The sequence below is a fragment of the Actinoalloteichus hymeniacidonis genome (assembly GCF_014203365.1).
Classification (GTDB): Bacteria; Actinomycetota; Actinomycetes; order Mycobacteriales; family Pseudonocardiaceae; genus Actinoalloteichus_A; species Actinoalloteichus_A hymeniacidonis.
The window spans coordinates 444,442-459,236 of sequence record NZ_JACHIS010000001.1; the positions used below are offsets into that span (position 1 = coordinate 444,442).

Sequence of the window (14,795 nt, forward strand, 5' to 3'; positions counted from 1 at the left end):
CCCGCCTGGCATCTGACTTTTCGGTGCCGCCCAGCTGGTCGACGGGTGTTTCCGCCATTGGCGTCGAGTGCCCGGACGAGATGCCGTCGACCGGCCGGGCGGGCATCATCCGAGACCATGACCGACCGACGATCGGTGACCTTCTTTCGGACCCCGGCGAGCATGGCGTTCCCGGACGGCAGGCTGCTCGCCTCGGTCGGCGGCATCGGCTACGTGCTCGCGGCCGACGGCTGGATCCGCTTCGGCGCGACGCTACCCATCTCGGTGATCGAGTTGAGCAGATCCGGTGCCGAAGATTGGTGCGAGCGGCAGGGCTGGGATCTGGGTCTGCTGGATGCGGCGTACGGACTCTGACCGGGTTTCGGGCGGCTTCTCGGCCTGCGTGGTCGAGCGGCCCGATCGTCCCGGCCGGGTGCGTCGGCGTTGACGGAAGCTCCTTCCCGATCGAACGAACGAGCATCCTCGATCGGGTGGAGTCGGCTCGACACTGTCCTGGCACACGGCGCGTTTCTCTCCGTGGTGGATCAAACACTGGTAGGTGTCTTCGGTGAACGATCACGTCGACGTCGGCCTGCTTGCCTCGCACGACGCGGGTCGGTGGTCGCGTCTGCCGGAAGGGCCGGGCTGACTGACGGAGTGCGATGGTGCATAGGCAACTGCCGAGGGTGGGTCGGACACAGAGCTGGCGGTGGCTGGCGATGCTGGTGCTGGTGCCCGCCGTGTTGTCCACCGCCGGGATGATCTGGCCCGGCGCGGCGATCGAGGAGACGTTGACCCGTCGATCCGAGGAGATCCTCACCGAGTCGAGGATCTCCTTCACCGGTGTGGAGGTTCGGGGCCGCGACGTCCGATTGTCGGGGATTCCCGCAGGCCGACGGTCCGAGGCCAAGGCCAAGCTCGAGGAGGTCCCCGGGGTTCGGACGGTCAACACCGTCACGACCGACGATTCCGCAGGCGGAACGATGTCGGTGATTCCCAGGGGCAGGCAGCTCGCGGTGTTCGGCCTCGTCCCGGACGAGGCCACCAAGGACCGGCTGCTCGGCGAGATCCGTGCTCGGCGGGATGGCCGGGAGGTGGTCGACGCGGTCCTGATCGCGCGGGGAGCGGTACTGCCCGCCGATCCTGGGCTGGTCGCCGAGGTGATGGCAGGCGTGCCTGCGGAGACCGCGGACACCGTGAGCATGTACTGGTGGTCGGACACCCTGATGCTGACGGGCCCGGTGATCGACGAGGAGACGGTCGTCGAACTCCGCTCCGTGATGCACGACCTACTGCCTGCGGAGATCCGGCTGGAAGACCGCACATGGCAGGCCAGGCTCGGTGAGACGGCGACCTTCGGCGCCGAGGCGTTCCAGGAGAGCGTCAGCACGGTGTTGGCCGACGGCGGCGGGCTGAGGTTCGCGGCGGGTTCCACCCGGCTGACCGCTGCCGGGGCCGAGGTGCTCAACCGCTTGGCCGGTCTGCTCCGCGTCGCACCGGGAATGCCGGTGGTCTTGGAGAGTCACGCGCCGGAAGGCGAGTCCGAACTCGCCGGAGCACGTGCGGAGGCAGTCCGAGCACAGCTGCTCGATCAAGGCGTGTCCGGCTCGCTGGTCACCATGCGCAGCTCGCCTGACATCGCCGATGACAGTGACGTCGACGTCGTCGACGTGCAGATTGGTTAGGAGAGTGCGGTGGCCTGGTTGTTCGGGCAGGTGTTCCTGTTGTGCGTGTTGTCGTTCCTGCTGGGGTCGTTGGTGACCTGGCTGTTCGTGGCGCGCCAGCGGCGGATCGAGACCGGACGGGCCGTACGGACCGTCACGGTCGGCGAATCCGGTGAGACCGGCGAAGAGGACCGTGCACAGGCGGTCGAATCAGAACGGGGTGGTGACAAGGCGGCGAACGGCCTGCCCAAGCGGTTCATCGAGCCTGCGGGTGGGCCCGGACCGGAGGTCCTGCCGAGCTCGATGCTCCCGACCGAGGGCAGCTCCACCCCGGCGGAGTCCGATGCGGACGCAGAGTCGGTGCGGCTCACCTACGCCGTGGTGGATGGCGAACCCACCTGGCACCAACCCGCCGGAGGCGAACGGGAGAAGAGCGCGCCGAACGGCAATGGCAAGCATGCCTCGGATGGCGACGGGCAACACACCGCCCCGCTGGCCTCGGTACCCGCTCAGACCAGGGGACCGGTCGACGGTGCGGAACTGCCCGCCACCAACTCGGGCGAGCCGCGAATGGTCGTCCCCGGCCCATACCGGAACTCGGCTCGGCCCTCGCCAGACGGCACGGCTCCCGGTCCCGGTTACCTGGTGAAGGGCAACCAGAAGTCGAAGCTGTACCACACCAGCGATTCCCCGTACTTCGCACGCACCAAGGCCACGGTCTGGTTCCAGACCGAGACCGATGCCAAGAAGGCGGGCTTCACCTCCAGCTCGGTTCGTCGATCGAGCCCGGTGCGCTGAGCTCGGTCTTCGACGTGGGCTCGGCGGCGGGACCGCGTTAGCGCCCGCGCCCGCGCTTGCGGCAGCGAAACCGGCACCGGAACAAGAGGATGGGCGGTCACCGACCGGTGACCGCCCATCTGTCTAGCTGGATCTGAATGCTGCGTACTAGCCCCGTTGCGAACGGACGCCGAGGAGCACGTCCTCCCAGGACGGCACCATCGGATGGTTCTTCTTCCGGCGGGCACCGGCCTTGCCATCGTGGTCGCCGTCCGCCGAGGACGCCGCAGCCCCCTCCATCGCGTCCGCAGCCGCTCTGGCCGCCGCGCGCCGATCGCCGGGACGTGGTCCCGCGGTCAGTGGCGGAGGCACGAGCGTCTCGCGAGCCGGCGCATCCATCCCCAGCTCGACGGCGTCGCCCGGCCGATGCGCCTCGCGATCGCCTGCACCGGTCGGTTCGGCCGATGCAGCGTGTTCCTCGTCGACCGGCTCCTCATCGGTGATGGCCGGAATGATCGTGGTGTCCTCGTAGGGGTTGTCCAGTGCCTGTCTGGCCAACTGGGTCACCGGTCGGACCGTGCGCAGCGGCCTGCTCGGCGAGGGATCCAACAGGTCGGCGGCGTGCTCGTCCAACGCGATCACCGTGCCGCCGTGCGCGCCCCGATGGAACACCCAGTGCGCCCGGTTGTCGGACCGGCCCGCGTACCAGCGCAGCGAGATGACCCACTTGCCGTCCTCGCCGCGCCAGGAGTCCCACTCGGTCTCGGAGTATTCCTGGCCGCGCAGGCTGAAGGCGTGTGAGACGACCTCGCCCAGGGTCTGGACGTCCGGACCGTCCTCACGCATCGGGTGCGCCCGCTGCGCGAGATCAGCCGTCCTGGATCGTTCCAACAGCACCGGGTATGCGAAGCGTTCCACCCGGTGTGATGGAATACCGGCTGCCTCGGAGACCTGCTCCACCGAGGCCCCCGCCCGGATTCGCGCCTGGATCTCCTTCGGACGCATCTGGCTTTCCATCTCGACCTGAACCTGGCCGAGGTGAGTGGCGTCGCCCCGGGCGGCGGCGCGGAGCCGCTCGTCCACCGGGATCGAAAAGCGCTCACCGCGCGCCGGGTCTTCGCAGATGACGGTCTTGCCGTCGTCGTCGAGCCCGACGACTCGCAGCGCTCGCATCACGACCTCCCCCGATGACCACAGCCCTCCACGGACAACGAGGATCAGGTCGGTGCGGGCCCCGCGAATCGGGGCGCGCACGGCCCCGTCCCGGTCCGGGAGGTCCGTCTCATCTACCTACAGTGCCGCCATTTCACCCACACGGCAGCTTGTCTCCACCTCCGATCTTGCCCTCTCTGTAGTCATCGCGCCAGTTCAATGCCGATTAGCCGCCCGTTCAGCCCAGTCGCTCGACTACCCAGTCGACGGCCTGAGTCAGGATTTCGACGTCGGTGGGCTCGATCGCGGGGAACATCGCGACTCGCAATTGATTGCGGCCGAGCTTGCGGTAAGGCTCGGTGTCGAGGATGCCGTTGGCACGCAACGCCTTCGCGATCGCGGCCGCGTCGATGCTGTCGTCGAAGTCGATGGTGCCGACCACAGCGGACCGATTGGCCGGGTCGCCGACGAACGGCGTCGCGTACGACGACTTCTCGGCCCACGAGTAGAGCCGGTTCGCGGAGTCGGCCGTGCGGCTGGTCGCCCAGTCGAGTCCGCCGTTGCCCACCAGCCATTCGATCTGGTCGGCCAGCAGGAAGAGGGTGGCGACCGCGGGAGTGTTGTAGGTCTGGTCCTTGCGGGAGTTGTCCAGCGCGGTGGGCAGCGAGAGGAATTCGGGCACCCAGCGGTCGGACTCCCCGATCTCGGTGATCCTCTCCACTGCCGCCGGGCTTGCCAGCGCCAACCACAGGCCGCCATCGGAGGCGAAGGACTTCTGCGGGGCGAAGTAGTAGACGTCGAAGTCCTCGGCCTTGACCGGCAGGCCGCCCGCGCCGGAGGTGGCGTCGATGGCGATCAGCGCGTTCTCGGAACCGGCGGGACGGGTGACGGGCACGGCGACGCCGGTGGAGGTCTCGTTGTGCGCCCAACCGATCAGGTCGACACCCTCGTGCGACACCGGGGCGGGCGCGTCACCGGGTTCGGCCTTGACCACGACCGGGTCGGCGAGGAACGGCGCGCCCTGGGTGACCTTCGCGAACTTCGAGGAGAACTCGCCGTAGGTCAGGTGCAGCGAGCGCTCGCGCACCAGGCCGAACGCGGCGGCGTCCCAGAAGGCGGTGGTTCCACCGTTGCCGAGGATGACCTCGTAGCCGTCCGGCAGGGCGAACAGCTCGCGCAGACCGGCCCGCACCCGTGCGACCAATGATTTGACCGGCTTCTGTCGATGGGAGGTGCCGAGAACGGCTGCGCCCTCCGCCGCGAGCCTGGCGAGCTGCTCGGGCCGCACCTTCGACGGTCCGCAGCCGAAACGGCCGTCGGACGGCAACAGTTCGGCGGGCAGGACCAGGGTGGTGGGATCGACTGACTGAGTCATGACGGCGCCTCCGTTTGGAGCAGCGGACGGGTACTCCTCCGGCGCCGTTGCCGGATGAGCCAGTGTTGCAGCTCTATGACGGATAGATGTCTGCAGGGGGTCCAGCTGATGATCAAGACTATCCCGATGCGTCGACTTCGGCATCCGACGTCGGGTCCCGGATGATCCGCGAGCGTTCTCGATTCCCGCTCGACGCTGTATCGGTCACGGGATCGATCCGGCCCTGAACTGCACGTTTTCGGTGGCAAGGATCACCCGACCGTTGGAACGACATCACCGTCTGGGTGCTATCGAATGGCCGCCTGGTGAACGTACGGTGCCTCGTCACGGGTGTCGTCGCGGTCGATTCGGGGAGTGTGGCCCATGTCCGAGCTGAACGTCGTTCTGCCTTCGATGCGAGTGGCCTATCAGGCGGGAGCATTGGATGCGGAGCAGCTCGCCGATACGTGGACCGAACAACTGCGACTGTGGCTCGACGATGCGACCTCGGCCGGACTTCCCGAGCCCAACGCCATGGTCCTGGCGACCTCCGACCCCGAGGGCAGGCCCTCGTCACGCACCGTCCTGGCCAAGATCCTCGACGAGCGCGGTGTCGTCTTCTTCACGAACTACACCTCGGCCAAGAGCCATGAGCTCTCCGCGACCAGGTATGCCTCGGCGACCTTCCCATGGTTCGGGATGCAGCGGCAGGTGACGGTGCGCGGGCAGGTCGAGAAGGTGGCCGACGCCGAGACCTCGGCGTATTGGGAACAGCGCCCGCGTGGGGCTCAGCTCGGGGCGTGGGCGTCGCCGCAGTCGGCCGTGGTCGGCGGCCGAGCCAGCCTCGATTCGGCGTTGTCCGCGGTGCAACGGCGGTTCGGCGATGTGGACCGGATTCCGGTGCCGCCGCACTGGGGCGGCTGGCGGATTCGCCCGGACATCGTCGAGTTCTGGCAGGGCAGGCCGGATCGGCTGCACGACCGACTGCGGTACCGCCAGGATCGGGACGGTTGGCGAGTGGAGCGGATCGCCCCCTGACGTCGAGTGCGCGCCGTCGGTGTCCACCACCGGCGGCGCGCGACTTAACTCCGTTCGTTTGCTCGGCTAAGGGCTATACGCTGACTCGGTGAGTGAGCCGGGGCAGGACAGCACAGCGAGAACACCGGAGCCGACCCCGTCACCACGTGGTCTCCGCGCCAGGCTCGGCAAGGTGCTGTTGGACACCGAGCCGCTGCGGGTGGTTCCGTTCCGCAGGCTGTGGGCATCGACGATCGTGACCGCCGTCGGCGCTCAGTTCGCCGCTGTCGCGGTGCCCAAGCAGATCTACGACATCACGGGTTCCTCGGGTTGGGTCGGGCTCACCGGCCTGTTCGGCCTGGTACCGCTGCTGGTGTTCGGGTTATGGGGCGGGGCCATCGCGGACGCGATGGACCGACGCAAGCTGATGCTCATCACCAACAGCGGGATCGCGGTCACCGCCCTGTTGTTGTGGGCCGCTGCGGCTTTCGGGACCGGCTCGGTGTGGACCGTCCTGCTCCTCTACGCCCTGCAACAGGCCTTCTTCGCGGTGAACATGCCCGCGCGCACCGCCTCCGTCGCGCGGCTGGTGCCCATGGACCGACTCCCCGCCGCGCAGGCCTTGATCGGCACCGTGTCCCAGCTCGGAGCGGTGGCCGGTCCGCTGCTCGCGGGTGTGCTGCTGCCCTTCGTCGGACTGGCCACGCTGTACCTGGTCGATGCGTTCTGTCTGCTGATCGCGCTGTTCGCCGTCTGGCGACTGCCCGCGATGCCGCCGTCGGCCAGTGCACCGAAGAAAGCCGGGTTACGCGCGGTGGTCGACGGCATGCGCTACATGCGGGCGCAGACCGTCCTGGTCGCCGTGCTGCTGCTCGATGTGATCGCCATGGTCTTCGGCTTGCCCAGGGCGCTGTTTCCCGAGATGGCCGAGCGGACCTTCGGCGATCCGGCGGGCGGTGGTCCGGCGCTCGGTCTGCTGTATGCCGCTCTCCCGCTGGGAGCCTTCGTGTTCGGGCTGTTCTCCGGCTGGGTCACCAGACTGCGTCGACACGGTGCCGGGTTGGTCATCAGCGGGATCTGTTGGGGATTCGCCGTCATCGGCTTCGGGTTGGCCGATTCCCTATGGCTCGCGGTGGTGTTCCTGGCCATCGGCGGCGCGGCCGACCTGGTGGGCATGGTCTACCGCAGCGCGATGGTGCAGACCGTGGCCACCGACGAGATGCGCGGTCGAACCCAGGGCGTCTTCCTCGTCGTCGTGGCGGGCGGTCCCCGGCTGGCCGACGTCCTGCACGGCACGGCGGGCGCCGCCTTCGGGACCGGCGCGGCGGCCGCAGGGGGCGGCGTACTGGTCGTGGTGCTGATCATCGTCGCGGTGCTGTTGCTGCCCAGCGTGTGGCGGTATCAGCCGCCGGTCGTCGAGGCGCGCTGAGCCGCAACCGCCCCGTCGGCAGGGCGGCGCCGCCCGATTCGCACGGTTCCTCACTCGTTCGCGCGGTCTGCGGGGCAGCGGGTTTGCGACAGATGGGTCGCTTCCGAGCCGATCTCTGTGCGGATCACCCGCGACGCGGCAGACTGCGTGTTCATGGCGAACGGGACCGACGCGCAGCTCCCGACCGGATCATCCGCACCGCAGGAGCCGGGGCTGAAGCGGGTGATGGGTCCCCGACTGCTGCTGCTGTTCGTCATCGGCAACGTCCTGGGCACCGGGATCTACGCCATCAGCGGCCGGGTGGCCGGGGTGGTCGGCGGGGCATTGTGGGTGCCGTTCCTCATCGCCTTCTGCATCGCCTTCTTGACCGCCTTCAGCTATGTGGAGCTGGTCGGCAAGTACCCACGAGCCGCTGGTGCCGCGCTCTACACCAACCGGGCGTTCCGTAGCCCCTTCTTCACCTTCATGATCGCCTTCGCGGTGATGTGCTCCGGCATCACCTCGGCCTCCTCGGCGGCCCGCGCGGTCAGCGGCGACTATCTGCAGGAGTTCGTGACCGTTCCCGCCATGGTCGTCGCGATCGGTTTCATCGGGCTGTTGGCGCTGGTCAACCTCCGAGGCGTCGCCGAATCGCTGATCGCCAACGTCGTGCTCACGGTGATCGAGTTACTCGGGCTGCTCATCGTGATCGCCATCGGAGTCGGCGCGGTGCTCAGCGGTGCGGGCGATCCATCGCGGTTGATGGAGTTCAATACCGAGCAGGGGCCGTTGCTCGCGGTGACCTCGGCGACGGCGCTGGCCTTCTTCGCGCTGGTCGGCTTCGAGGACTCGGTCAACATGGCCGAGGAGTGCCATTCGCCGTCGAAGATCTTCCCTCGGGGCCTGTTACTGGGTCTGGCCATCACCGGCCTGATCTACGTGCTGGTCGCGCTGACCTCGTCGCTGCTGGTCGACACCGAGGTCCTGGCGGATTCGGACGGGCCGCTGTTGGAGGTCGTCCGTCTCGGTGCCCCCGGCTTCCCGCTGATCCTCTTCTCCGCCATCGCGATCTGCGCGGTCTCCAACTCCGCGCTGATGAACATGATGATGGCCAGCAGGCTGCTTTACGGGATGGCCAGGGAGTCGATCATTCCCCGCCAGTTCGGCAGGGTGCTGCCGGTGCGTCGGACGCCGTGGGTGGCGATCCTGTTCACCAGCATGGTGGCCGTGGTGCTGGTCAGCACGGTCGACATCGCGCTGTTGGGCGGGACGACCTCGCTGCTGTTGCTGGTGGTCTTCGGAGTGGTGAACGTCGCCGTGCTGGTGCTGCGACGCGAGGAGGTGGAGCATGACCACTTCCGGTCGCCCACCTTCGTGCCGGTACTGGGTGCCATCACCTGTTTCCTGCTGGCCAGCCCGCTCACCGGTAGACCCTGGGAGGAGTACCGGATCGCGGGAATCCTGCTGCTCGTGGGGTTGGCCTTCTGGGTGCTGAACAGGATGATCCTGCGCAGGGCGTCGGTGGATTCGGCCGAGGGCTCGCGGTGACGACGATGTCGCGGCGGGCGGCTCTCCCGAACGTCGAGCGCCGCGCCCGCTGATCGTCGTTCGACGGCTGCGTCACGCCCGTTCCGGCATTCTCGGCTGGACCGGGGTCTCGCCCTACCCATGCCCAGATCGTCAATCCGCCCGCTCGGTCCGCCCGTGCCGGGTAGCCCGAGGACGAAATCCCGTCCGGACCAACCGGACCCGTTCCCCTTGAGGAGATCAAGACGATGTCGTCAGCTGAGTCGACTACCCGACCCGTCACCGGTGAGCAGTACGAGATCCGGCACGGCGCGGTCCGTGCGGTCGCGACCGAGGTCGGCGCGGGCCTGCGCGTGTTCGAGGTCGACGGAGTTCCCTATCTGCATTCGTTCTCCGAGCACGACCTGCCGCCCTTCGGCGCGGGGACCCTGCTGGCTCCGTGGCCGAATCGGGTCGCCGACGGCCGGTGGGAATGGGAGGGGGAGCCGCAGCAGCTGACCCTGAGCGAGCCCGCGCGGCACAACGCCATCCACGGGCTGCTGCGGCAGGCCAACTGGCTGGTGGTCGAACGGACGGAGGCCAGGGTCGAGCTGACCTCGGTGGTCAACCGGCAGGCTGGCTGGCCGGTGCCGCTGCGGGTGGGAGTCGCCTACGAGGTCGGGCCGGACGGGCTGACGATCACACACACCGCGACCAACATCGGTTCCGGCCGCAGCCCGTTCGGCGTGGCCAGCCATCCGTTCCCGAGGGCGGGGCTGACCCCCACCCTCGACTGCACCCTGACGATGCCCGCGCACACCGTCCTGCCCGTCGACGACCGTCTGCTGCCGACCGGCCCCGCCGAGTCGGTGGAGGGAACGAAGTTCGACTTCCGTGCAGGCAGGCCCATGCGGGAGGTCACGCTGGACACCGCGTTCGGGGACTGCCGTCCCGACGAGACCGGTTTCGTCCGCCACAACCTGATCGGCCCGGATGGGGCAGGCGTGCAGGTGTGGGCGGAACCGGTGTTCAACTGGGTGCAGGTCTTCACTCCGGACGACCTGGCCGGGCAGGGGCCTGCGGTGGCGATCGAGGCGATGACCTGTCCGCCGGACGCATTGAATTCCGGAGTGGATCTGATCTGGTTGGAACCGGGGGAGACCTGGCAGGGCAGCTGGGGCGTTAAGAAGGTGTGAATGGCGGGGCCGGGTGGGCGGTGTCTCGCCGCCCGGCCCGCATTAGCCGTGGCGCCACCCGACACGCATTTCGCGGCAGGCCGGATTGCGAAGCCGCAGCCGGTCGCGAGTTGATCGTTTTGCTGCTGCCCGCGCGAGGGTGCGGACATTTTTCTCGGTCCGATCCAGCGCATGATGTTAGCGTTGCTAACCATGGAAGATGTCCTCATCACGGGTGGATATGTCGTCCCCGTCGACCGCGAGCCGATTACCGATGGCGCGGTGTTGATCCAGAACGGCAAGATCGTCGCTGTCGGGACCTCGAGCGAGGTCACCGCCCCGGAGGGCATCCGGGTGGTCGACGCGACCGGCCGCTGGGTGCTGCCCGGATTCGTCGAGTCCCACGGACACCTCGGTGTGGCGGAGGAAGCCGAGGGTTGGGCGGGCAACGACACCAACGAGATGACCGACCCCAACGGCGCCCGGTTCCGCGCCTTGGACGGCATCAACCCGGCCGACCTCGGCTTCCAGGACGCGCTCGAGGGCGGCGTGACCTCCTCGGTGATCAAGCCCGGTTCGGGTAACCCGATCGGCGGCCAGACCGTCGCGGTGAAGAACTGGGGACGCACGGTCGACGAGATGCTCGTGCGGCAGCCGGTCAGCGTGAAGAGCGCGCTGGGCGAGAACCCCAAGCGGGTCTACGGCGAGCAGAAGAAGACGCCGTCCACCCGCCTCGGTGTCGCCGCGATCATCCGCGAGGCCTTCTTCAAGGCGCAGGACTACCGGGAGCGGCGCGACCACACCCGGCAGGAGGGCAAGCCCTTCGAGCGGGACGCGACCCTGGAGATTCTCGCCAGCGTGTTGGACGGCGACCTGCCGTGGTGCCAGCACACCCACCGGGCGGACGACATCGCCACCGCGATCCGGTTGTCCGAGGAGTTCGGCTACCGACTCGTGGTCAACCACGGCACCGAGGGTCACCTGGTGGCCGATCTGCTCGCCGAGAAGCAGATTCCGGTGATCATCGGACCGCTGTTCACCACCCGCAGCAAGGTCGAGGTGCGCGAACGGCACCTGCGTAACCCGGGCATCCTGGACCGCGCAGGGGTGGAGGTCGCCATCACCACCGACCACCCGGTCATCCCGATCAACTTCCTGGTCCACCAGGCGACCCTGGCGGTCAAGGAGGGCATGGATCGGGACGCCGCGCTGCGGTCGATCACGCTGAACCCGGCCCGGATCATGGGCTTGGACGATCGGGTCGGCTCGCTCACGCCCGGTCTCGACGGTGACGTGGTGATCTGGTCCGGCGACCCGCTGGACGTGATGAACCGTGCCCTGCAGGTCTTCGTCGACGGTCGCGAGGTGCTGACCTACGACGAGGCGACCGGCCGCCAGCAGATCGCGGACCCCTTCTACCGCGAGGGCTGAACCGCCGTCGGACCGAGTGTGCCCGACACCGCAGGCCCGCCGAGCGGAGCAACGCCGCATTCGACCGGATTGCTCTGTTCGGCCGGGCTGGCCTTGCCGGGTCGATCTCTACTCTGATTAGGTCATCGACCACGCCGATCCCGGCGAGTGACGACAAGGGAGTGCGGATGATCCTGGTGGGCGGCGAGGCCCTGGTCGACCTGGTTCCGGAGCTTCCGAGCGCGGACGGGCTCGCCCCGTTGTCGCCTCGGCTCGGCGGCGGCCCCTACAACGCGGCCATCGCGGCGAGCAGGCTCGGCGTTCCCACCGCGTTCCTGTCCCGGGTCTCCACCGACGCCTTCGGTCGTGCGCTGCTCGCGCGGCTGGCGGAGTCCGAGGTGGACACCTCACTGGTCCAGCGTGGTCCAGAGCCGACCAGTCTGGCCGTTGTGGACGTCGGGGCCGACGGTTCCGCCCAGTACTCCTTCTACATGGCCGAGACGGCGGACCGGTTGGTCGACGAGCCCGCGTCCTTGCCCGTCGGACTGTCCGCAGTGTGCCTCGGCACGCTGGGCTTAGTCCTCGAACCGGGCGCGAGCCGGTACGAGGCCCTGCTGCGTCGCGTGTCCGATCAGGGCGTGGTGACGATGCTCGACCCGAACATCCGGGCCCAGCTCATCGCCGACCCGGACGCCTATCGGGCCCGGTTCCGGTCCTGGTTGTCCTCGGTCGACGTCCTCAAGCTCTCCGACGACGACGCGGCCTGGCTCGCCGAGGTCGAGGCCGTTGCCGACGAGGCCGCCGAGGCTGCGACGGAGAGCCCGATCGCGGGAGTCGATCCTCGGGTGCTGGCCGAGGTGCGGCGTTGGCAGCAGGCAGGCCCGACCGTCGTCATCCTCACCAGGGGATCGGCGGGCCTGGTGGCGGTGCTCTCCGATGGCCGCAGCGTCGAGGTCCCCGGGGTGGCTGTGGAGGTGGTCGACACCATCGGCGCAGGTGACACCGTCTCCGGTGCGGTGCTGGCCTGGCTGCACGAGCACTCGGCACTGTCGGCTGCGGGCCTGCGCGCGCTGACCGAGCAGCAGTGGGCCGAGTGTCTGTCGTTCGCGGCCTCGGCGTCGGCGGTGACCTGTTCTCGGCCCGGTGCCGAACCGCCGTGGGCTGCCGAGCTGTCCTGACCGCGCCTGCGCATTCTCGATCGTCAACCGAAGATTCGGTTTAATGTTCGGAAGATGGGTCACCGACGGTTCCCAGCGACTGCCATCGGTGACCTGGCGTTGATAATTCCGGTAGCCGTGCGCTACTTCTGATCGCGAAGTCTTGCGTTGTCACTTTACGTGTTCTCGATCACTATAGTTTGGCCGCTTTTCTTTATCCCGCGCGCGTTGATTAAGTGGTCGATGGCGCTTCGCGTGGTCGCTTTTCGGGCCAGGATGTGAAAAAGATATGCCTTTGTGTCGCCTGTCGGTGGTGCTCCCTCGGACGGCGCAGTACGCCGCCGGCATCACTCTGTGTGACCTCGGTCTCAGTGTTCTCGGCTGGCTCTTACTGGCGCGAGCGGCTGATTTCGCGCGCCACAGGCGGTCTATGGTCCGTTCGGCGGGTGTTCATCGTCCGCCTGATGGAGTAGGAGTGACTCCAGAGCGCAACCATTCTCCGAAGCTGACCTTGGCCGACTCGACCGGGATCGCGGGGGAACGGACGGTGCGGCCGCCGCTATGTGATCTGCCAAGCCCGCTGAATCTGTGATTGTGATCCCAACTTGGCCCATGGGCTAACGCTATGGGTAGGCGATTGCCATTTCTAGGTCTAGCGTGGTCGATGACAGGACCCCGACGAGGCGGTGCTGACGTTTCAGCTGTGGGCAGCCGATTCGGCTTGCGGTGGCGTGGTGCTACTAGCACGGTGAGCGTTGTCTCGTCCGAGTGTTGAGAGGGACAAGTATGCCCGACGACGCGAATGCTCACCGTTCCGTCGCGCTGCGCCACGAGGGCGGCGACCACGAGATGTCAGTCGTTCCCGCCACCGACGGGGCCTCTGGAATCGATCTGGGCAAGTTGCTCGCGAAGACGGGGTTGGTGACGCTCGATTCGGGCTTCGTCAACACCGCAGCCTGCTCTTCCTCCATCACCTACATCGATGGCGACGCAGGCATTCTCCGCTACCGCGGATATCCGATCGAGCAGCTCGCGCAGCGGTCGAACTTCATCGAGGTCAGCTACCTGCTGATCTACGGTGAGCTGCCCACCCAGGCCCAGCTCGACGACTTCACCGACAAGATCCAGCGGCACACGCTGCTGCACGAGGACCTGAAACGGTTCTTCGATGGGTTCCCCCGTGACGCGCACCCGATGCCGGTGTTGTCCTCGGCGGTCTCGGCGCTGTCCACGTTCTATCAGGACAGCCTCAACCCCCTCGACCCGCACCAGGTCGAGATGTCGACCATCCGACTTCTCGCCAAGCTCCCCACCATCGCGGCCTACGCGTACAAGAAGTCCGTGGGACAGCCGTTCCTCTACCCGGACAACTCGCACGGGCTGGTGGAGAACTACCTGCGGATGACCTTCGGTCTGCCAGCCGAGCCCTACGAGGTCGACCCGGCGCTGACCCGCGCCCTCGACCTGCTGTTCATCCTGCACGCGGACCACGAGCAGAACTGCTCGACCGCGACCGTGCGGATGGTGGGTTCCTCGGAGGCCAACCTCTTCGCCAGTGTCTCGGCGGGCATCAACGCCCTCTTCGGGCCGCTGCACGGCGGGGCGAACCAGGCGGTTCTCGAGATGCTGGAAGGCATCCAGCGCGATGGCGGCAACGTCGAGAACTTCATGGACAAGGTCAAGAACAAGGCCGAGGGCGTCAAGCTCATGGGCTTCGGGCACCGGGTCTACAAGAACTACGACCCGCGCGCGGCCATCATCAAGAAGACGGCCGACGAGGTGCTCGGCAAGCTCGGCGTCAACGACCCGCTGCTCGACATCGCGCGCAAGCTGGAAGAGCGGGCCCTGTCCGACGACTACTTCGTGGAGCGCAAGCTCTACCCGAACGTCGACTTCTACACGGGTCTGATCTACAAGGCGATGGGCTTCCCGCCTCGGATGTTCACCGTGCTGTTCGCACTGGGCAGGCTGCCCGGCTGGATCGCACAGTGGCGCGAGATGATCGAAGATCCCACCCGCAAGATCGGCAGGCCGCGCCAGGTCTACACCGGCGCCGTCGCGCGGGACTTCACCCCGCTCACCGAGCGCTGATCGGCTTCTCGCACGCGACGACATCGTCAGATGCGTCGCGTGCGAGAACGGCCCGGTTCCAACCCGGCTCGGCGCGGCGTTGCCGACCAGGCAGATCGCGCCGCT

Annotated in this window: 12 protein-coding genes; 10 read left to right on the forward strand and 2 right to left on the reverse strand. The window is 67.8% G+C overall.

The features are described 5' to 3' along the window. Positions 1-117 precede the first annotated feature (117 nt). The 3 genes from BKA25_RS02075 to BKA25_RS02085 all read left to right on the forward strand — a co-directional run bounded on the left by BKA25_RS02075 (position 118) and on the right by BKA25_RS02085 (position 2,441). Positions 118-354 (forward strand): hypothetical protein, encoded by a 237-nt coding sequence (locus BKA25_RS02075; RefSeq protein ID WP_069852588.1) that lies wholly within the window; start codon positions 118-120, stop codon positions 352-354. A 290-nt stretch (positions 355-644) separates the two neighbouring features. Then, a complete protein-coding gene (locus tag BKA25_RS02080) occupies positions 645-1,664 on the forward strand; it encodes an OmpA family protein (protein ID WP_172803872.1) in 1,020 nt (339 codons plus the stop codon). 9 nt (positions 1,665-1,673) lie between these two features. Then, positions 1,674-2,441 (forward strand): sunset domain-containing protein, encoded by a 768-nt coding sequence (locus BKA25_RS02085; protein ID WP_069852584.1) that lies wholly within the window; start codon positions 1,674-1,676, stop codon positions 2,439-2,441. 147 nt (positions 2,442-2,588) lie between these two features. Here BKA25_RS02085 and sepH read toward each other — a convergent pair whose 3' ends face one another. Beyond that, positions 2,589-3,593: a septation protein SepH gene (gene sepH / locus BKA25_RS02090; RefSeq protein WP_069852582.1), complete on the reverse strand. Its 1,005-nt coding sequence runs from the start codon at positions 3,591-3,593 to the stop codon at positions 2,589-2,591. 217 nt (positions 3,594-3,810) lie between these two features. Continuing rightward, positions 3,811-4,947 carry a phosphoserine transaminase gene (gene serC / locus BKA25_RS02095; protein ID WP_069852580.1) on the reverse strand — a complete coding sequence of 379 codons (1,137 nt, stop codon included), beginning with the start codon at positions 4,945-4,947 and terminating at the stop codon, positions 3,811-3,813. Positions 4,948-5,310: 363 nt separating this feature from the next. Here serC and pdxH point away from each other — a divergent pair, with 363 nt between their 5' ends. The 7 genes from pdxH (at position 5,311) to BKA25_RS02130 (ending at position 14,690) form a co-directional block, all read left to right on the forward strand. Next, complete coding sequence (pdxH, locus tag BKA25_RS02100) at positions 5,311-5,964, forward strand: pyridoxamine 5'-phosphate oxidase (RefSeq protein ID WP_069852579.1); 654 nt, start codon at positions 5,311-5,313, stop codon at positions 5,962-5,964. Positions 5,965-6,052: 88 nt separating this feature from the next. Continuing rightward, the gene (locus BKA25_RS02105; RefSeq protein ID WP_069852577.1) at positions 6,053-7,372 is read left to right on the forward strand and encodes an MFS transporter; all 1,320 of its coding nucleotides are present in this window, start codon (positions 6,053-6,055) and stop codon (positions 7,370-7,372) included. 153 nt (positions 7,373-7,525) lie between these two features. Beyond that, positions 7,526-8,899, forward strand: a complete 1,374-nt coding sequence (locus BKA25_RS02110; protein WP_069854122.1) for an APC family permease — start codon at positions 7,526-7,528, stop codon at positions 8,897-8,899. 227 nt (positions 8,900-9,126) lie between these two features. After that, a complete protein-coding gene (locus BKA25_RS02115) occupies positions 9,127-10,053 on the forward strand; it encodes an aldose 1-epimerase family protein (protein ID WP_069852575.1) in 927 nt (308 codons plus the stop codon). 192 nt (positions 10,054-10,245) lie between these two features. Beyond that, positions 10,246-11,463: an amidohydrolase gene (locus BKA25_RS02120; protein ID WP_069852573.1), complete on the forward strand. Its 1,218-nt coding sequence runs from the start codon at positions 10,246-10,248 to the stop codon at positions 11,461-11,463. A 167-nt stretch (positions 11,464-11,630) separates the two neighbouring features. Further along, positions 11,631-12,620 (forward strand): carbohydrate kinase family protein, encoded by a 990-nt coding sequence (locus BKA25_RS02125; RefSeq protein WP_069854121.1) that lies wholly within the window; start codon positions 11,631-11,633, stop codon positions 12,618-12,620. Between the two features lie 765 nt (positions 12,621-13,385). Beyond that, positions 13,386-14,690 (forward strand): citrate synthase, encoded by a 1,305-nt coding sequence (locus tag BKA25_RS02130; RefSeq protein WP_069852572.1) that lies wholly within the window; start codon positions 13,386-13,388, stop codon positions 14,688-14,690. The last annotated feature ends 105 nt before the right edge of the window (positions 14,691-14,795 follow it).

Bases quoted from the DNA above. Each gene is read 5' to 3' on its own strand.
- sepH (WP_069852582.1), bottom strand. From the start codon at position 3,593: ATGCGAGCGCTGCGAGTCGTCGGGCTCGACGACGACGGCAAGACCGTC.
- BKA25_RS02125 (WP_069854121.1), top strand. From the start codon at position 11,631: ATGATCCTGGTGGGCGGCGAGGCCCTGGTCGACCTGGTTCCGGAGCTT.
- pdxH (WP_069852579.1), top strand. From the start codon at position 5,311: ATGTCCGAGCTGAACGTCGTTCTGCCTTCGATGCGAGTGGCCTATCAG.
- BKA25_RS02115 (WP_069852575.1), top strand. From the start codon at position 9,127: ATGTCGTCAGCTGAGTCGACTACCCGACCCGTCACCGGTGAGCAGTAC.
- BKA25_RS02120 (WP_069852573.1), top strand. From the start codon at position 10,246: ATGGAAGATGTCCTCATCACGGGTGGATATGTCGTCCCCGTCGACCGC.
- BKA25_RS02130 (WP_069852572.1), top strand. From the start codon at position 13,386: ATGCCCGACGACGCGAATGCTCACCGTTCCGTCGCGCTGCGCCACGAG.
- serC (WP_069852580.1), bottom strand. From the start codon at position 4,947: ATGACTCAGTCAGTCGATCCCACCACCCTGGTCCTGCCCGCCGAACTG.
- BKA25_RS02075 (WP_069852588.1), top strand. From the start codon at position 118: ATGACCGACCGACGATCGGTGACCTTCTTTCGGACCCCGGCGAGCATG.
- BKA25_RS02110 (WP_069854122.1), top strand. From the start codon at position 7,526: ATGGCGAACGGGACCGACGCGCAGCTCCCGACCGGATCATCCGCACCG.